The organism is Lactobacillus sp. ESL0677 (assembly GCF_029392875.1).
Lineage (GTDB): Bacteria > Bacillota > Bacilli > Lactobacillales > Lactobacillaceae > Lactobacillus.
This window is the reverse complement of record NZ_CP113946.1, coordinates 661,445-683,188: the sequence shown is the minus strand read 5'-3', so window position 1 is coordinate 683,188 and position 21,744 is coordinate 661,445. Positions and strand designations below refer to the sequence as shown.

Here is a 21,744-nt window from a genome sequence, read left to right as displayed (position 1 = left end):
TTTTCCAATTTTCAAATAAAAAGCATTCCCAATAAAGTATATTCGGAATGCTCTTTTAACGTCATTCAGCTTACATAAGATTATAACCTTATTTTATCACTAAATTAACTTATTTTTTATTAAATTTTGATGCTAAGACATATCTACCATAGCGAATATTATAACACTTTCTGCCCTTTATTGTCTTAGTACTATATGTCTTAATTTTCTTACCTTTCTTCAACACCTCTGTACCGATGCGGTGACCCTTACTGTTATAAACATAAGCATTGTGCTTTAACTTACGTTCAGAGCCAATCACATTACCAGCTGCTAAGTAATGACCATCTCGTAAATGATAGAACTTGCGACCGTTAACAGTAATCGTTTCGTAGGCTTTAATCCACTTGCCCTTCTTCAAGACAGTCTTACCAACACGTTTACCGTTTTTATCGTAGAGATATGCATTGTGGTGCAGCTTACCTTCAAAGCCAATAAAGTTGCCTGCTGCCATATAGCGATTATCACCAATCGAGTAGAAGGCACGGTCATTAATCATGACCTTTTCTCCATAGGTCTTAACTAGAGAGTCTCTAGCAATATCAAGCTTGCCGATCCGTTTACCCTGATTATCATAAATGTAAGCATTGTGGTGCAATTTTCTGACGACACCATCTTGATCAGTTACCGTACCGCCAGTAGTTGAACCACCAGTTGTATTAATAGTTGATGTTGGCGTATAAGTTCCACTAGTTGTCGAACCACCGCCTGATATTGAACCACCATTAGTTGATGAATTACCACCTGAGGTTGAACTACCATTATTCGATGAATTACTGTCTGAGGTCGAACTACCATTATTCGATGAGTTACTACCTGAAGTTGAACCATTATTATCTGGTTTGATAATACTATGGTGAGTATTACTTGCTGGCTTAATACCTGCTGCTGAAGCAGAAGTACTTGCACTAGTTGACTTAGACTCACTAGCACTAACACTAGCCGACTTGACTTCACTTGCGCTATGACTAAGTGAACCAGATGCTCTCATACTTGCACTAGCTGATATTGAACCACTAGTACTGATACTTAAGGAACCAGATTTGCTTGTGCTTGCACTCATCGAGCCAGAAACACTTGTACTGTTACTTATTGAAGTAGAAGTACTACTACTTGCACTCATTGATGAGTAGGCACTTTCAACTTGCGAAGCTGAATCACTGGCACTCGTTGACTTAGAAGTTGTCCGCGAAGTCTTTAATGAGCAATTAGCGCTCATTGCCGAACTCATCTCATAAGCTGATAAACTCTCAGAAGCTGCGGCAGCTGAAGCACTAGAACTCATCTCAAATGCTGAAGCACTTGCATTTGCACTCATGTCATGGCTCATACTGTTTGCTGAATCACTGGCATCATGGCTGGCACTTTCTGCCGAGGCACTCATGTCATGACTCATGCTGTTGGCTGAAGCACTTGCATTAGAAGCAGCAGCACTCATATCATGGCTGGTACTTTCTGCCGAGGCACTCATGTCATGGCTGGCACTCTCTGCCGAAGCACTCATGTCATGACTGGCACTCTCTGCCGAGGCACTCATATCATGACTCATGCTGTTGGCTGAAGCACTAGCATTGGAAGCAGCAGCACTCATATCATGGCTGGTACTTTCTGCCGAAGCACTCATATCATGACTCATGCTGTTGGCTGAAGCACTAGCATTGGAAGCAGCAGCACTCATATCATGGCTGGTACTTTCTGCCGAAGCACTCATATCATGACTCATGCTGTTGGCTGAAGCACTTGCATTAGAAGCAGCAGCACTCATATCATGGCTGGTACTTTCTGCCGAAGCACTCATATCATGACTCATGCTGTTGGCTGAAGCACTGGCATTGGAAGCAGCAGCACTCATATCATGGCTGGTACTCTCTGCCGAAGCACTCATGTCATGGCTGGTACTTTCTGCCGAGGCACTCATGTCATGGCTGGCACTCTCTGCCGAAGCACTCATGTCATGACTGGCACTTTCTGCCGAAGCACTCATGTCATGACTCATGCTGTTGGCTGAAGCACTGGCATTGGAAGCAGCAGCACTCATATCATGGCTGGTACTTTCTGCCGAAGCACTCATATCATGACTCATGCTATTTGCTGAAGCACTAGCATTGGAAGCAGCAGCACTCATATCATGGCTGGTACTTTCTGCCGAAGCACTCATATCATGACTCATACTGTTGGCTGAAGCACTTGCATTAGAAGCAGCAGCACTCATATCATGGCTGGTACTTTCTGCCGAAGCACTCATATCATGACTCATACTGTTGGCTGAAGCACTGGCATTAGAAGCAGCAGCACTCATATCATGGCTCATGCTGTTGGCTGAAGCACTTGCATTGGAAGCAGCAGCACTCATATCATGGCTGGTACTTTCTGCCGAAGCACTCATATCATGACTCATGCTGTTGGCTGAAGCACTAGCATTGGAAGCAGCAGCACTCATATCATGGCTGGTACTTTCTGCCGAAGCACTCATATCATGGCTCATGCTGTTTGCTGAAGCACTGGCATTGGAAGCAGCAGCACTCGCATTAGCACTCATGTCATGGCTCATGCTGTTGGCTGAAGCACTTGCATTAGAAGCAGCAGCACTCATATCATGGCTGGTACTTTCTGCCGAAGCACTCATATCATGACTCATGCTGTTGGCTGAAGCACTGGCATTGGAAGCAGCAGCACTCATATCATGGCTGGTACTTTCTGCCGAAGCACTCATGTCATGGCTCATACTGTTGGCTGAAGCACTCGCATTAGAAGCAGCAGCACTCGCATTAGCACTCATATCATGGCTCATGCTGTTGGCTGAAGCACTGGCATTGGAAGCAGCAGCACTCGCATTAGCACTCATGTCATGGCTCATGCTGTTGGCTGAAGCACTGGCATTAGAAGCAGCAGCACTCATATCATGGCTGGTACTTTCTGCCGAAGCACTCATGTCATGGCTCATACTGTTGGCTGAAGCACTGGCATTGGAAGCAGCAGCACTCATATCATGACTGGTACTTTCTGCCGAAGCACTCATATCATGACTCATGCTGTTGGCTGAAGCACTAGCATTGGAAGCAGCAGCACTCGCATTAGCACTCATGTCATGGCTCATGCTGTTGGCTGAAGCACTTGCATTAGAAGCAGCAGCACTCATATCATGGCTGGTACTTTCTGCCGAAGCACTCATATCATGACTCATGCTGTTGGCTGAAGCACTGGCATTGGAAGCAGCAGCACTCATATCATGGCTGGTACTTTCTGCCGAAGCACTCATGTCATGGCTCATACTGTTGGCTGAAGCACTCGCATTAGAAGCAGCAGCACTCGCATTAGCACTCATATCATGGCTCATGCTGTTGGCTGAAGCACTGGCATTGGAAGCAGCAGCACTCATATCATGGCTGGTACTTTCTGCCGAAGCACTCATATCATGACTCATACTGTTGGCTGAAGCACTGGCATTGGAAGCAGCAGCACTCGCATTAGCACTCATGTCATGGCTCATGCTGTTGGCTGAAGCACTGGCATTGGAAGCAGCAGCACTCATATCATGGCTGGTACTTTCTGCCGAAGCACTCATATCATGACTCATGCTATTTGCTGAAGCACTAGCATTAGAAGCAGCAGCACTCATATCATGACTGGTACTTTCTGCCGAAGCACTCATATCATGACTCATGCTGTTGGCTGAAGCACTCGCATTAGAAGCAGCAGCACTCGCATTAGCACTCATATCATGGCTCATGCTGTTGGCTGAAGCACTGGCATTGGAAGCAGCAGCACTCGCATTAGCACTCATGTCATGGCTCATGCTGTTGGCTGAAGCACTGGCATTAGAAGCAGCAGCACTCATATCATGGCTGGTACTTTCTGCCGAAGCACTCATGTCATGGCTCATACTGTTGGCTGAAGCACTGGCATTGGAAGCAGCAGCACTCATATCATGACTGGTACTTTCTGCCGAAGCACTCATATCATGACTCATGCTGTTGGCTGAAGCACTAGCATTGGAAGCAGCAGCACTCGCATTAGCACTCATGTCATGGCTCATGCTGTTGGCTGAAGCACTTGCATTAGAAGCAGCAGCACTCATATCATGGCTGGTACTTTCTGCCGAAGCACTCATATCATGACTCATGCTGTTGGCTGAAGCACTGGCATTGGAAGCAGCAGCACTCATATCATGGCTGGTACTTTCTGCCGAAGCACTCATGTCATGGCTCATACTGTTGGCTGAAGCACTCGCATTAGAAGCAGCAGCACTCGCATTAGCACTCATATCATGGCTCATGCTGTTGGCTGAAGCACTGGCATTGGAAGCAGCAGCACTCATATCATGGCTGGTACTTTCTGCCGAAGCACTCATATCATGACTCATACTGTTGGCTGAAGCACTGGCATTGGAAGCAGCAGCACTCGCATTAGCACTCATGTCATGGCTCATGCTGTTGGCTGAAGCACTGGCATTGGAAGCAGCAGCACTCATATCATGGCTGGTACTTTCTGCCGAAGCACTCATATCATGACTCATGCTATTTGCTGAAGCACTAGCATTAGAAGCAGCAGCACTCATATCATGACTGGTACTTTCTGCCGAAGCACTCATATCATGACTCATGCTGTTGGCTGAAGCACTCGCATTAGAAGCAGCAGCACTCGCATTAGCACTCATATCATGGCTCATGCTGTTGGCTGAAGCACTGGCATTGGAAGCAGCAGCACTCGCATTAGCACTCATGTCATGGCTCATGCTGTTGGCTGAAGCACTTGCATTAGAAGCAGCAGCACTCATATCATGGCTGGTACTTTCTGCCGAAGCACTCATATCATGACTCATGCTGTTGGCTGAAGCACTGGCATTGGAAGCAGCAGCACTCATATCATGACTGGTACTTTCTGCCGAAGCACTCATGTCATGACTCATGCTGTTGGCTGAAGCACTTGCATTAGAAGCAGCAGCACTCGCATTAGCACTCATGTCATGGCTCATGCTGTTGGCTGAAGCACTGGCATTGGAAGCAGCAGCACTCATATCATGGCTGGTACTTTCTGCCGAAGCACTCATATCATGACTCATGCTGTTGGCTGAAGCACTAGCATTGGAAGCAGCAGCACTCGCATTAGCACTCATGTCATGGCTCATACTGTTGGCTGAAGCACTGGCATTAGAAGCAGCAGCACTCGCATTAGCACTCATATCATGGCTCATGCTGTTGGCTGAAGCACTTGCATTGGAAGCAGCAGCACTCATATCATGGCTGGTACTTTCTGCCGAAGCACTCATATCATGACTCATGCTGTTGGCTGAAGCACTTGCATTGGAAGCAGCAGCACTCGCATTAGCACTCATGTCATGGCTCATGCTGTTGGCTGAAGCACTGGCATTAGAAGCAGCAGCACTCGCATTAGCACTCATGTCATGGCTCATGCTGTTGGCTGAAGCACTGGCATTAGAAGCAGCAGCACTCATATCATGGCTGGTACTTTCTGCCGAAGCACTCATGTCATGGCTCATACTGTTGGCTGAAGCACTGGCATTGGAAGCAGCAGCACTCATATCATGACTGGTACTTTCTGCCGAAGCACTCATATCATGACTCATGCTGTTGGCTGAAGCACTAGCATTGGAAGCAGCAGCACTCGCATTAGCACTCATGTCATGGCTCATACTGTTGGCTGAAGCACTGGCATTGGAAGCAGCAGCACTCATATCATGACTGGTACTTTCTGCCGAAGCACTCATATCATGACTCATGCTGTTGGCTGAAGCACTAGCATTGGAAGCAGCAGCACTCGCATTAGCACTCATGTCATGGCTCATACTGTTGGCTGAAGCACTGGCATTAGAAGCAGCAGCACTCGCATTAGCACTCATATCATGGCTCATGCTGTTTGCTGAAGCACTGGCATTGGAAGCAGCAGCACTCGCATTAGCACTCATGTCATGGCTCATGCTGTTGGCTGAAGCACTGGCATTAGAAGCAGCAGCACTCATATCATGGCTGGTACTTTCTGCCGAAGCACTCATATCATGACTCATGCTGTTGGCTGAAGCACTGGCATTGGAAGCAGCAGCACTCATATCATGGCTGGTACTTTCTGCCGAAGCACTCATGTCATGGCTCATACTGTTGGCTGAAGCACTCGCATTAGAAGCAGCAGCACTCGCATTAGCACTCATATCATGGCTCATGCTGTTGGCTGAAGCACTGGCATTGGAAGCAGCAGCACTCATATCATGGCTGGTACTTTCTGCCGAAGCACTCATATCATGACTCATACTGTTGGCTGAAGCACTGGCATTGGAAGCAGCAGCACTCATATCATGGCTGGTACTTTCTGCCGAAGCACTCATATCATGACTCATACTGTTGGCTGAAGCACTGGCATTGGAAGCAGCAGCACTCGCATTAGCACTCATGTCATGGCTCATGCTGTTGGCTGAAGCACTGGCATTAGAAGCAGCAGCACTCATATCATGGCTGGTACTTTCTGCCGAAGCACTCATGTCATGGCTCATACTGTTGGCTGAAGCACTGGCATTGGAAGCAGCAGCACTCATATCATGACTGGTACTTTCTGCCGAAGCACTCATATCATGACTCATGCTGTTGGCTGAAGCACTAGCATTGGAAGCAGCAGCACTCGCATTAGCACTCATGTCATGGCTCATACTGTTGGCTGAAGCACTCGCATTAGAAGCAGCAGCACTCGCATTAGCACTCATATCATGGCTCATGCTGTTGGCTGAAGCACTGGCATTGGAAGCAGCAGCACTCGCATTAGCACTCATGTCATGGCTCATGCTGTTGGCTGAAGCACTTGCATTAGAAGCAGCAGCACTCATATCATGGCTGGTACTTTCTGCCGAAGCACTCATATCATGACTCATGCTGTTGGCTGAAGCACTGGCATTGGAAGCAGCAGCACTCATATCATGACTGGTACTTTCTGCCGAAGCACTCATGTCATGACTCATGCTGTTGGCTGAAGCACTTGCATTAGAAGCAGCAGCACTCGCATTAGCACTCATGTCATGGCTCATGCTGTTGGCTGAAGCACTTGCATTAGAAGCAGCAGCACTCATATCATGGCTGGTACTTTCTGCCGAAGCACTCATATCATGACTCATGCTGTTGGCTGAAGCACTGGCATTGGAAGCAGCAGCACTCATATCATGACTGGTACTTTCTGCCGAAGCACTCATGTCATGACTCATGCTGTTGGCTGAAGCACTTGCATTAGAAGCAGCAGCACTCGCATTAGCACTCATGTCATGGCTCATGCTGTTGGCTGAAGCACTGGCATTGGAAGCAGCAGCACTCATATCATGGCTGGTACTTTCTGCCGAAGCACTCATATCATGACTCATGCTGTTGGCTGAAGCACTAGCATTGGAAGCAGCAGCACTCGCATTAGCACTCATGTCATGGCTCATACTGTTGGCTGAAGCACTGGCATTGGAAGCAGCAGCACTCATATCATGACTGGTACTTTCTGCCGAAGCACTCATATCATGACTCATGCTGTTGGCTGAAGCACTAGCATTGGAAGCAGCAGCACTCGCATTAGCACTCATGTCATGGCTCATACTGTTGGCTGAAGCACTTGCATTAGAAGCAGCAGCACTCGCATTAGCACTCATATCATGGCTCATGCTGTTTGCTGAAGCACTGGCATTGGAAGCAGCAGCACTCATATCATGACTGGTACTTTCTGCCGAAGCACTCATATCATGACTCATGCTGTTGGCTGAAGCACTAGCATTGGAAGCAGCAGCACTCGCATTAGCACTCATGTCATGGCTCATACTGTTGGCTGAAGCACTTGCATTAGAAGCAGCAGCACTCGCATTAGCACTCATATCATGGCTCATGCTGTTTGCTGAAGCACTGGCATTGGAAGCAGCAGCACTCATATCATGGCTGGTACTTTCTGCCGAAGCACTCATATCATGACTCATACTGTTGGCTGAAGCACTGGCATTGGAAGCAGCAGCACTCGCATTAGCACTCATGTCATGGCTCATGCTGTTGGCTGAAGCACTGGCATTGGAAGCAGCAGCACTCGCATTAGCACTCATGTCATGGCTCATGCTGTTGGCTGAAGCACTGGCATTGGAAGCAGCAGCACTCATATCATGGCTGGTACTTTCTGCCGAAGCACTCATATCATGACTCATGCTATTTGCTGAAGCACTAGCATTAGAAGCAGCAGCACTCATATCATGACTGGTACTTTCTGCCGAAGCACTCATATCATGACTCATGCTGTTGGCTGAAGCACTGGCATTGGAAGCAGCAGCACTCATATCATGGCTGGTACTTTCTGCCGAAGCACTCATATCATGACTCATGCTGTTGGCTGAAGCACTAGCATTGGAAGCAGCAGCACTCGCATTAGCACTCATGTCATGGCTCATACTGTTTGCTGATGCACTGGCATTAGAAGCAGCAGCACTCGCACTTGCTGCCGAAGCACTGGCATTGGCACTCATATCTTGGCTCATGCTGTTGGCTGAGGCACTAGCACTTGCGGCTGATGCACTGGCATTGGCACTCATATCTTGACTCATGCTGTTAGCCGACGCACTAGCACTTGCGGCTGATGCACTGGCATTGGCACTCATATCTTGACTCATGCTGTTAGCTGAGGCACTCGCACTTGCTGCCGAAGCACTGGCATTGGCACTCATGTCTTGGCTCATGCTGTTAGCCGACGCACTAGCACTTGCGGCTGATGCACTGGCATTGGCACTCATATCTTGACTCATGCTGTTGGCTGAGGCACTAGCACTGGCTGCCGAAGCACTCATATCTTGACTCATGCTGTTAGCTGAAGCACTGGCACTGGCTGCCGAGGCACTCATGTCTTGGCTCATGCTGTTAGCCGACGCACTAGCACTTGCGGCTGAGGCACTGGCATTGGCACTCATATCTTGACTCATGCTGTTGGCTGAGGCACTAGCACTGGCTGCCGAAGCACTGGCATTGGCACTCATATCTTGACTCATGCTGTTAGCCGACGCACTAGCACTTGCGGCTGAGGCACTGGCATTGGCACTCATATCTTGACTCATGCTGTTGGCTGAGGCACTAGCACTGGCTGCCGAGGCACTCATGTCTTGGCTCATGCTGTTGGCTGACGCACTAGCACTTGCTGCCGAGGCACTCATGTCTTGACTCATGCTGTTGGCTGAAGCACTGGCACTTGCTGCCGAGGCACTCATGTCTTGGCTCATGCTGTTGGCTGAGGCACTAGCACTTGCTGCCGAAGCACTGGCATTGGCACTCATATCTTGGCTCATGCTGTTGGCTGAGGCACTGGCACTTGCGGCCGAAGCACTCATATCTTGACTCATGCTGTTGGCTGACGCACTGGCACTAGCTGCACTAGCACTCATATCATGACTCATGCTGTTGGCTGAGGCACTAGCACTTGCTGCCGAAGCACTGGCATTGGCACTCATGGCATGACTCATGCTGTTAGCCGACGCACTCGCACTGGCTGCCGAAGCACTCATATCATGGCTCATACTATTGGCTGAGTCACTCGCACTCTCTGCTGAGGCACTCATGTCTTGACTCATGCTGTTAGCTGAAGCACTCGCACTTGCTGCCGAGGCACTCATGTCTTGGCTCATGCTGTTGGCTGACGCACTAGCACTTGCTGCCGAAGCACTCATGTCTTGACTCATGCTATTTGCTGAGGCACTGGCACTCGCTGCTGAGGCACTCGCATTGGCACTCATGTCTTGACTCATGCTGTTTGCTGAGGCACTGGCACTTGCTGCCGAAGCACTCATATCATGGCTCATACTATTGGCTGAGTCACTCGCACTCGCTGCTGAGGCGCTCATATCTTGACTCATGCTGTTGGCTGAGGCACTAGCACTGGCTGCCGAAGCACTGGCATTGGCACTCATGTCTTGGCTCATGCTGTTGGCTGAGGCACTAGCACTTGCGGCTGATGCACTGGCATTGGCACTCATATCTTGACTCATGCTGTTAGCTGAGGCACTAGCACTGGCTGCCGAAGCACTGGCATTGGCACTCATATCTTGACTCATGCTGTTAGCTGACGCACTAGCACTTGCGGCTGATGCACTGGCATTGGCACTCATATCTTGACTCATGCTGTTAGCTGAGGCACTAGCACTGGCTGCCGAAGCACTGGCATTGGCACTCATATCTTGACTCATGCTGTTAGCTGACGCACTGGCACTGGCTGCCGAAGCACTCATGTCTTGACTCATGCTGTTAGCCGAAGCACTAGCACTTGCGGCTGATGCACTGGCATTGGCACTCATATCTTGACTCATGCTGTTAGCTGAGGCACTAGCACTGGCTGCCGAAGCACTCATATCTTGACTCATGCTGTTAGCTGAAGCACTGGCACTGGCTGCCGAGGCACTCATGTCTTGGCTCATGCTGTTAGCCGACGCACTAGCACTTGCGGCTGATGCACTGGCATTGGCACTCATATCTTGACTCATGCTGTTAGCTGAGGCACTAGCACTGGCTGCCGAAGCACTCATATCTTGACTCATGCTGTTAGCTGAAGCACTGGCACTGGCTGCCGAGGCACTCATGTCTTGACTCATGCTGTTAGCCGACGCACTAGCACTTGCGGCTGATGCACTGGCATTGGCACTCATATCTTGACTCATGCTGTTAGCTGACGCACTGGCACTGGCTGCCGAAGCACTCATATCTTGGCTCATGCTGTTAGCCGACGCACTCGCACTTGCGGCTGATGCACTGGCATTGGCACTCATATCTTGACTCATGCTGTTGGCTGAGGCACTAGCACTGGCTGCCGAAGCACTGGCATTGGCACTCATGTCTTGGCTCATGCTGTTGGCTGAGGCACTAGCACTTGCTGCCGAAGCACTGGCATTGGCACTCATATCTTGGCTCATGCTGTTGGCTGAGGCACTGGCACTTGCGGCCGAAGCACTCATATCTTGACTCATGCTGTTGGCTGACGCACTGGCACTAGCTGCACTAGCACTCATATCTTGACTCATGCTGTTGGCTGAGGCACTAGCACTTGCTGCCGAAGCACTGGCATTGGCACTCATGGCATGACTCATGCTGTTAGCCGACGCACTGGCACTTGCTGCCGAAGCACTCATATCATGGCTCATACTATTGGCTGAGTCACTCGCACTCTCTGCTGAGGCACTCATGTCTTGACTCATGCTGTTAGCTGAAGCACTCGCACTTGCTGCCGAGGCACTCATGTCTTGGCTCATGCTGTTGGCTGACGCACTAGCACTTGCTGCCGAAGCACTCATGTCTTGACTCATGCTATTTGCTGAGGCACTGGCACTCGCTGCTGAGGCACTCGCATTGGCACTCATGTCTTGACTCATGCTGTTTGCTGAGGCACTGGCACTGGCTGCCGAAGCACTCATGTCTTGACTCATGCTGTTAGCCGAAGCACTAGCACTTGCGGCTGATGCACTGGCATTGGCACTCATATCTTGACTCATGCTGTTAGCTGAGGCACTAGCACTGGCTGCCGAAGCACTCATATCTTGACTCATGCTGTTAGCTGAAGCACTGGCACTGGCTGCCGAGGCACTCATGTCTTGACTCATGCTGTTAGCCGACGCACTAGCACTTGCGGCTGATGCACTGGCATTGGCACTCATATCTTGACTCATGCTGTTAGCTGACGCACTGGCACTGGCTGCCGAAGCACTCATATCTTGGCTCATGCTGTTAGCCGACGCACTAGCACTTGCGGCTGATGCACTGGCATTGGCACTCATATCTTGACTCATGCTGTTGGCTGAGGCACTGGCACTGGCTGCCGAAGCACTGGCATTGGCACTCATGTCTTGGCTCATGCTGTTAGCTGAGGCACTAGCACTGGCTGCCGAAGCACTCATATCTTGACTCATGCTGTTAGCTGAAGCACTGGCACTGGCTGCCGAGGCACTCATGTCTTGACTCATGCTGTTAGCCGACGCACTAGCACTTGCGGCTGATGCACTGGCATTGGCACTCATGTCTTGGCTCATGCTGTTGGCTGAGGCACTAGCACTTGCGGCTGATGCACTGGCATTGGCACTCATATCTTGACTCATGCTGTTAGCTGAGGCACTAGCACTGGCTGCCGAAGCACTGGCATTGGCACTCATGTCTTGGCTCATGCTGTTAGCCGACGCACTAGCACTTGCGGCTGATGCACTGGCATTGGCACTCATATCTTGACTCATGCTGTTGGCTGAGGCACTCGCACTGGCTGCCGAAGCACTGGCATTGGCACTCATGTCTTGGCTCATGCTGTTAGCCGACGCACTAGCACTTGCGGCTGATGCACTGGCATTGGCACTCATATCTTGACTCATGCTGTTGGCTGAGGCACTAGCACTGGCTGCCGAAGCACTGGCATTGGCACTCATGTCTTGGCTCATGCTGTTGGCTGAGGCACTAGCACTGGCTGCCGAAGCACTGGCATTGGCACTCATGTCTTGGCTCATGCTGTTGGCTGAGGCACTAGCACTGGCTGCCGAAGCACTGGCATTGGCACTCATATCTTGACTCATGCTGTTAGCTGAGGCACTAGCACTGGCTGCCGAAGCACTCATATCTTGACTCATGCTGTTAGCTGACGCACTGGCACTGGCTGCCGAAGCACTCATATCTTGGCTCATGCTGTTAGCCGACGCACTGGCACTGGCTGCCGAAGCACTCATGTCATGACTCATTGCACTAGCCGATTCTGCCAAACTACTTTCTTGATCAGTGGCATTAGCAGCCATTTGCGAAGAAGCTGCTGAACTGGCACTGGCAGCAGCAGCACTCATGTCATGACTCATGCTATTTGCTGATGCACTGGCACTCGCTGCCGAAGCACTCATATCATGGCTCATACTATTGGCTGAGGCACTCGCACTCTCTGCTGAGGCACTCATGTCTTGACTCATGCTGTTGGCTGAGGCACTGGCACTGGCTGCCGAAGCACTCATGTCTTGACTCATGCTGTTAGCTGAAGCACTGGCACTGGCTGCCGAAGCACTCATATCTTGACTCATGCTGTTAGCTGAAGCACTGGCACTGGCTGCCGAGGCACTCATGTCTTGACTCATGCTGTTAGCCGAAGCACTAGCACTTGCGGCTGATGCACTGGCATTGGCACTCATATCTTGACTCATGCTGTTAGCTGAAGCACTGGCACTGGCTGCCGAGGCACTCATGTCTTGGCTCATGCTGTTAGCCGAAGCACTAGCACTGGCTGCTGATGCACTGGCATTGGCACTCATATCTTGACTCATGCTGTTAGCTGAGGCACTAGCACTGGCTGCCGAAGCACTCATATCTTGACTCATGCTGTTAGCTGAGGCACTAGCACTTGCGGCTGAGGCACTCATGTCTTGACTCATGCTGTTGGCTGAGGCACTAGCACTGGCTGCTGAGGCGCTCATATCTTGACTCATGCTGTTAGCTGAAGCACTGGCACTTGCTGCCGAGGCACTCATATCATGGCTCATACTATTGGCTGAGTCACTCGCACTCGCTGCTGAGGCACTCATGTCTTGACTCATGCTGTTTGCTGATGCACTCGCACTGGCTGCCGAAGCACTCATATCTTGACTCATGCTGTTAGCTGACGCACTAGCACTGGCTGCCGAAGCACTCATGTCTTGACTCATGCTGTTAGCCGACGCACTAGCACTTGCGGCTGATGCACTGGCATTGGCACTCATGTCTTGGCTCATGCTGTTGGCTGACGCACTAGCACTCGCTGCCGAAGCACTGGCATTGGCACTCATGTCTTGGCTCATGCTGTTGGCTGAGGCACTAGCACTGGCTGCCGAAGCACTGGCATTGGCACTCATGTCTTGGCTCATGCTGTTGGCTGAGGCACTAGCACTTGCGGCTGATGCACTGGCATTGGCACTCATATCTTGACTCATGCTGTTAGCTGAGGCACTAGCACTGGCTGCCGAAGCACTGGCATTGGCACTCATATCTTGACTCATGCTGTTAGCTGACGCACTAGCACTTGCGGCTGATGCACTGGCATTGGCACTCATATCTTGACTCATGCTGTTAGCTGAGGCACTAGCACTGGCTGCCGAAGCACTGGCATTGGCACTCATATCTTGACTCATGCTGTTAGCTGACGCACTGGCACTGGCTGCCGAAGCACTCATGTCTTGACTCATGCTGTTAGCCGAAGCACTAGCACTTGCGGCTGATGCACTGGCATTGGCACTCATATCTTGACTCATGCTGTTAGCTGAGGCACTAGCACTGGCTGCCGAAGCACTCATATCTTGACTCATGCTGTTAGCTGAAGCACTGGCACTGGCTGCCGAGGCACTCATGTCTTGGCTCATGCTGTTAGCCGACGCACTAGCACTTGCGGCTGATGCACTGGCATTGGCACTCATATCTTGACTCATGCTGTTAGCTGAGGCACTAGCACTGGCTGCCGAAGCACTCATATCTTGACTCATGCTGTTAGCTGAAGCACTGGCACTGGCTGCCGAGGCACTCATGTCATGACTCATTGCACTAGCCGATTCTGCCAAACTACTTTCTTGATCAGTGGCATTAGCAGCCATTTGCGAAGAAGCTGCTGAACTGGCACTGGCAGCAGCAGCACTCATGTCATGACTCATGCTGTTAGCTGACGCACTGGCACTGGCTGCCGAGGCACTCATGTCTTGACTCATGCTGTTAGCCGACGCACTAGCACTTGCGGCTGATGCACTGGCATTGGCACTCATATCTTGACTCATGCTGTTAGCTGACGCACTGGCACTGGCTGCTGAGGCACTCATGTCTTGACTCATGCTGTTGGCTGAGGCACTAGCACTTGCTGCCGAGGCACTCATGTCTTGACTCATGCTGTTAGCTGAAGCACTGGCACTGGCTGCTGAGGCGCTCATATCTTGACTCATGCTGTTGGCTGACGCACTGGCACTAGCTGCACTAGCACTCATATCATGACTCATGCTGTTGGCTGAGGCACTAGCACTTGCTGCCGAAGCACTGGCATTGGCACTCATGTCTTGACTCATGCTGTTAGCCGACGCACTGGCACTGGCTGCCGAGGCACTCATGTCTTGACTCATGCTGTTGGCCGAAGCACTAGCACTTGCGGCTGATGCACTGGCATTGGCACTCATATCTTGACTCATGCTGTTAGCTGAGGCACTCGCACTGGCTGCCGAAGCACTGGCATTGGCACTCATGTCTTGGCTCATGCTGTTAGCCGAAGCACTAGCACTTGCGGCTGAGGCACTGGCATTGGCACTCATATCTTGGCTCATGCTGTTAGCTGAGGCACTAGCACTGGCTGCCGAAGCACTCATATCTTGACTCATGCTGTTAGCTGAAGCACTGGCACTGGCTGCCGAGGCACTCATGTCTTGACTCATGCTGTTAGCCGACGCACTAGCACTTGCGGCTGATGCACTGGCATTGGCACTCATATCTTGACTCATGCTGTTAGCTGAGGCACTAGCACTTGCGGCTGAGGCACTCATGTCTTGACTCATGCTGTTGGCTGAGGCACTAGCACTTGCTGCCGAAGCACTGGCATTGGCACTCATGTCATGACTCATTGCACTAGCCGATTCTGCCAAACTACTTTCTTGATCAGTGGCATTAGCAGCCATTTGCGAAGAAGCTGCTGAACTGGCACTGGCAGCAGCAGCACTCATGTCATGACTCATGCTGTTAGCTGACGCACTGGCACTGGCTGCCGAGGCACTCATGTCTTGACTCATGCTGTTAGCCGACGCACTAGCACTTGCGGCTGATGCACTGGCATTGGCACTCATATCTTGACTCATGCTGTTAGCTGAGGCACTAGCACTTGCTGCTGAGGCACTCATGTCTTGACTCATGCTGTTGGCTGAGGCACTAGCACTTGCTGCCGAGGCACTCATGTCTTGACTCATGCTGTTAGCTGAAGCACTGGCACTGGCTGCTGAGGCGCTCATATCTTGACTCATGCTGTTGGCTGACGCACTGGCACTAGCTGCACTAGCACTCATATCATGACTCATGCTGTTGGCTGAGGCACTAGCACTTGCTGCCGAAGCACTGGCATTGGCACTCATGTCTTGACTCATGCTGTTAGCCGACGCACTGGCACTTGCTGCCGAAGCACTCATATCATGGCTCATACTATTGGCTGAGTCACTCGCACTCTCTGCTGAGGCACTCATGTCTTGGCTCATGCTGTTGGCTGAGGCACTAGCACTTGCGGCTGAGGCACTGGCATTGGCACTCATATCTTGACTCATGCTGTTAGCTGAGGCACTCGCACTGGCTGCCGAAGCACTCATATCTTGACTCATGCTGTTAGCTGAAGCACTGGCACTGGCTGCCGAGGCACTCATGTCTTGACTCATGCTGTTAGCCGAAGCACTAGCACTTGCGGCTGATGCACTGACATTGGCACTCATATCTTGACTCATGCTGTTAGCTGAGGCACTCGCACTGGCTGCCGAAGCACTGGCATTGGCACTCATGTCTTGGCTCATGCTGTTAGCCGACGCACTAGCACTGGCTGCCGAAGCACTCATGTCTTGACTCATGCTGTTAGCCGAAGCACTAGCACTTGCGGCTGAGGCACTGGCATTGGCACTCATATCTTGACTCATGCTGTTAGCTGAGGCACTCGCACTTGCTGCCGAAGCACTGGCATTGGCACTCATGTCTTGGCTCATGCTGTTAGCCGACGCACTAGCACTTGCGGCTGATGCACTGGCATTGGCACTCATATCTTGACTCATGCTGTTGGCTGAGGCACTAGCACTTGCTGCCGAAGCACTGGCATTGGCACTCATGTCTTGGCTCATGCTGTTAGCTGAGGCACTAGCACTTGCTGCCGAGGCACTCATGTCTTGACTCATGCTGTTGGCTGAAGCACTGGCACTTGCTGCCGAGGCACTCATGTCTTGGCTCATGCTGTTAGCTGAAGCACTGGCACTGGCTGCCGAAGCACTCATATCTTGACTCATGCTGTTGGCTGAGGCACTAGCACTTGCTGCCGAAGCACTGGCATTGGCACTCATGGCATGACTCATGCTGTTAGCCGACGCACTGGCACTTGCTGCCGAAGCACTGGCATTGGCACTCATGTCTTGGCTCATGCTGTTGGCTGACGCACTAGCACTTGCTGCCGAGGCACTCATGTCTTGGCTCATGCTGTTGGCTGACGCACTAGCACTTGCTGCCGAGGCACTCATGTCTTGACTCATGCTGTTGGCTGAAGCACTGGCACTTGCTGCCGAGGCACTCATGTCTTGGCTCATGCTGTTGGCTGAGGCACTAGCACTTGCTGCCGAAGCACTGGCATTGGCACTCATATCTTGGCTCATGCTGTTGGCTGAGGCACTGGCACTTGCGGCCGAAGCACTCATATCTTGACTCATGCTGTTGGCTGACGCACTGGCACTAGCTGCACTAGCACTCATATCATGACTCATGCTGTTGGCTGAGGCACTAGCACTTGCTGCCGAAGCACTGGCATTGGCACTCATGTCTTGGCTCATGCTGTTAGCTGAAGCACTGGCACTGGCTGCCGAAGCACTCATATCTTGACTCATGCTGTTGGCTGAGGCACTAGCACTTGCTGCCGAAGCACTGGCATTGGCACTCATGGCATGACTCATGCTGTTAGCCGACGCACTGGCACTTGCTGCCGAAGCACTGGCATTGGCACTCATGTCTTGGCTCATGCTGTTGGCTGACGCACTAGCACTTGCTGCCGAGGCACTCATGTCTTGGCTCATGCTGTTGGCTGACGCACTAGCACTTGCTGCCGAGGCACTCATGTCTTGACTCATGCTGTTGGCTGAAGCACTGGCACTTGCTGCCGAGGCACTCATGTCTTGGCTCATGCTGTTGGCTGAGGCACTAGCACTTGCTGCCGAAGCACTGGCATTGGCACTCATATCTTGGCTCATGCTGTTGGCTGAGGCACTGGCACTTGCGGCCGAAGCACTCATATCTTGACTCATGCTGTTGGCTGACGCACTGGCACTAGCTGCACTAGCACTCATATCATGACTCATGCTGTTGGCTGAGGCACTAGCACTTGCTGCCGAAGCACTGGCATTGGCACTCATGGCATGACTCATGCTGTTAGCCGACGCACTGGCACTTGCTGCCGAAGCACTCATATCATGGCTCATACTATTGGCTGAGTCACTCGCACTCTCTGCTGAGGCACTCATGTCTTGACTCATGCTGTTAGCTGAAGCACTCGCACTTGCTGCCGAGGCACTCATGTCTTGGCTCATGCTGTTGGCTGACGCACTAGCACTTGCTGCCGAAGCACTCATGTCTTGACTCATGCTATTTGCTGAGGCACTGGCACTCGCTGCTGAGGCACTCGCATTGGCACTCATGTCTTGACTCATGCTGTTTGCTGAGGCACTGGCACTTGCTGCCGAAGCACTCATATCATGGCTCATACTATTGGCTGAGGCACTCGCACTCGCTGCTGAGGCACTCATGTCTTGACTCATGCTGTTTGCTGATGCACTCGCACTTGCTGCCGAGGCACTCATATCATGGCTCATACTATTGGCTGAGTCACTCGCACTCGCTGCTGAGGCACTCATGTCTTGACTCATGCTGTTTGCTGATGCACTCGCACTGGCTGCCGAAGCACTCATATCTTGACTCATGCTGTTAGCTGACGCACTAGCACTGGCTGCCGAAGCACTCATGTCTTGACTCATGCTGTTAGCCGACGCACTAGCACTTGCGGCTGATGCACTGGCATTGGCACTCATGTCTTGGCTCATGCTGTTGGCTGACGCACTCGCACTCGCGGCTGCTGAACTTGCCTGACTTGCCTCACTCATCTGCGCGTTATCAACCAACAGACTCTCGATTGCCGAGTTAACTTTCGAGTTAGACTGACTGTTCTTAAGCACAGCATCAGCCATCGAACTAGCCGATAACTGACCTGCAGCCGAAGTTAAGCTCGAATAGTTATGGTCAACCTGCGACTGCATACTTGCGTTCAAGCTGGTACTGTGATTGCTTGCCGACTTACTTGCCGAAGCCGCATAAGCCGAGGCACTGCTAGAAGCCAAGTTATATGACTGCATACTCTTACTGAAAATCGCGGACGTTGACTTGGATCCACTCTCACTGTTATGCAGACTTAACGAGTTAGAACTCAACATCGAGTTAATCTTATGCTGCGAAGCCGAGTAACTGTTACTTGCTGAAGCTGAATCCTTGTGCGCCATACTGGCCAAGTTCTTCGAGTTCTGATTAGATACAGCTGCATGCATTGCCGAGTTACTATCACTGACGTTGTGATAATGTGAGACTACTGCCGAATAATTCTGACTGGTAACCTTAGAAGTACTCTGACTAGCACTCTGACTAGCTGAGTTGCTTGCCGAGTGACTTAACGAAACATCACTCAAGCTTGCTAAACTCGCAGCCTCCTGCGATAAACTAGTAGCGATCTGTTCTTCTAACTTAGCTGTATCAGCACTCATGCTGGCGATTGCTGACTTGTTAACCGAGTTTGATAAGTTAGCATCACTCTCTTGTCTAGCAGTAAGACTCACATTAAACTTGTTACTTGCCACATTAAACATTAAGCGTGACGTATTGTAGTTAAACCCTACAGTATTTAAGCTGGTGTTATTACTTGTAATTCCATTATAAATAGAATTTGATGATTTATTGTCTGAAGCGCTAGTAGATTGACTAGCGGAGTCTACTGAGCTCTTAGAAGCACTCAATGAGTTAGCACTTGTTGCTTCGGCAGAGAGTGACGCACTAATATCAGGATCTAGACTACCAGATGATTCGAGAACGGCTGAGGCTGATATCTGGGCTGAAGCCAGTTCATTACTATCTTCTTCACTCTGCTCTTGACTATTAGAAAGCGCTGTCGAAGAGGAATCTTGATAACTTAAATTGCTTGCCAAACTAGCCGAATCTGATTGACTCTTGTCAATGTCACTCTTTAGCGAGCTGCTGCGACTGGCAATACTGGCAGATATTGACGCATAACTCTTAGAAAGATTAGATAGGTTATTTGAAGTTATAACATTATTCAAATTAGATAAGAAATCAGCATTATTTTGTAAAACATTTGAGTTTTGACTATTGTTTTTACTATCTTCAGTCGAAGCCGATATCGATTGTGAAGTCGATGCCTTTGCTGACAAGCTCTTTGAAGCACTAGAATTATTACTATCTTTAGCAAAGCTAGCAGATTCCGAATTAGAAACATATTGATTTATCTTAGAATTTTCTTTATGAGTCTCGTTATAATTAGAAACTAACGAAGCTGGGTCATCAGTATCCCTTTCTTCATTAGTAGTATCCGCCTGGGTCTCTAGCTTTACCTTTTGCTCAGTAGCTTGAGCAGCTTGATTAGAAACAGTAGCAGAAGTAGAAGTTGTAGAACTGGAATTAGTTTTAGTTGTAGAAGTAGTTGTGGTAGCCGAGTTAGCAGTAGAACTCTTAGTCCATTGATTGTCATTGGCAAGTGACATCAAGGCATCCTTGACAGACTGGGAGCTAGCCCCCTTAGTCTGTTGTTCGCTGATAGCTTCAGTCGTATTAGTTGAGTTCTCCCGCTTAACTGGACTTGATTGTGGCGCACTTAATGGCTGCGCACTTTCAGAAGCTGGAATAGCAGCCGACTGTGCGTTAACTAAGATATGCTTATTGTTAGCTAATTTAACCATCGGTACATTAGTAGCGGCATGGGCTGTTTGGGGAGCACTTAATAAGCCGCCAAGTATCCCACCAATACCGGCAGTCCCTGCGGTTAATAAGTTTCGTTTAAATGCGCGGATTTTCTCCGCTCTTTCCGCTTTTTGCTTAGCAGTTAAATTCTTTTCTGACTTGTTATTTTGATCTGAATTTACCATTATATCTCCACCTACAACTTAATTATTAGTTACTTTAAAATCTGCTCTGTTAGCTTGCCCTAACGATTTCAAAATTATCATTAATTCGTAAAAAAAGACTGATGCAATTGCAGAGTCTTTAGTTTGACTAACCATAATCTAACCTAGAATAGCAGCTTTTGGTTAGCATATAGCTAACGATATACTGTATTAATTATAATTATATTTAACTGTATTTCAATACATATTTGTACATTTTTTAACAAGTGAAAAATAACAGCAACTACTTTGTAACCGAATTATCACAGGATCTATCATCTGCTGTAGATACCAATCTTGTCATGGCGGTAAGATAAAATAACAACTTAGCAAAAAACTAAGAAAAAATAGCTAATTTTGAAAATTTGTAAAAAACTTTTTTTGTATAGTTTTCATTATTTTACTGCAATCGCTTTTAAATCTTTAAATTATATTTAATTATTTTAAAAATATTAATTTTCCCACAAAAAAATCACCAATTATTGGTGACCTTCTTAAAATTATTAATAATTACCGCACAACATTAATTTCAACCGCATGCATTAAGATTTACTAGCATTTTTGCTCCGTTTTGTTTCAATACCAGTTAAAGCAATACAAAATCAATTTTAAAATTCATATCTTAATTTAAGCAGGAAATAATATTTTTAAATTTTATTATTAAGATTTAGATTTGTTCTAAAAAAGAATTTTAAACATAATTACTTAAAGCGAATTTAATTTATTGTTTAAATTTATTAGCAGGACTTGTAAAAGAGATCAAAAATAACCTAATTGTTACTTTCAACAATTAGGTTATTTAGTATTCA

At 49.4% G+C, this 21,744-nt stretch carries 1 protein-coding gene; it reads right to left on the bottom strand.

The annotated features are described in order from the left end of the window. Positions 1-109: 109 nt before the first annotated feature. A complete protein-coding gene (locus OZX76_RS03370) occupies positions 110-20,917 on the bottom strand; it encodes an SLAP domain-containing protein (protein WP_277180946.1) in 20,808 nt (6,935 codons plus the stop codon). Between the last annotated feature and the right edge of the window lie 827 nt (positions 20,918-21,744).

What these genes read in the sequence shown, in the direction of transcription:
- OZX76_RS03370 (WP_277180946.1), bottom strand. Translation starts at nt 20,917, where the DNA reads ATGGTAAATTCAGATCAAAATAACAAGTCAGAAAAGAATTTAACTGCT.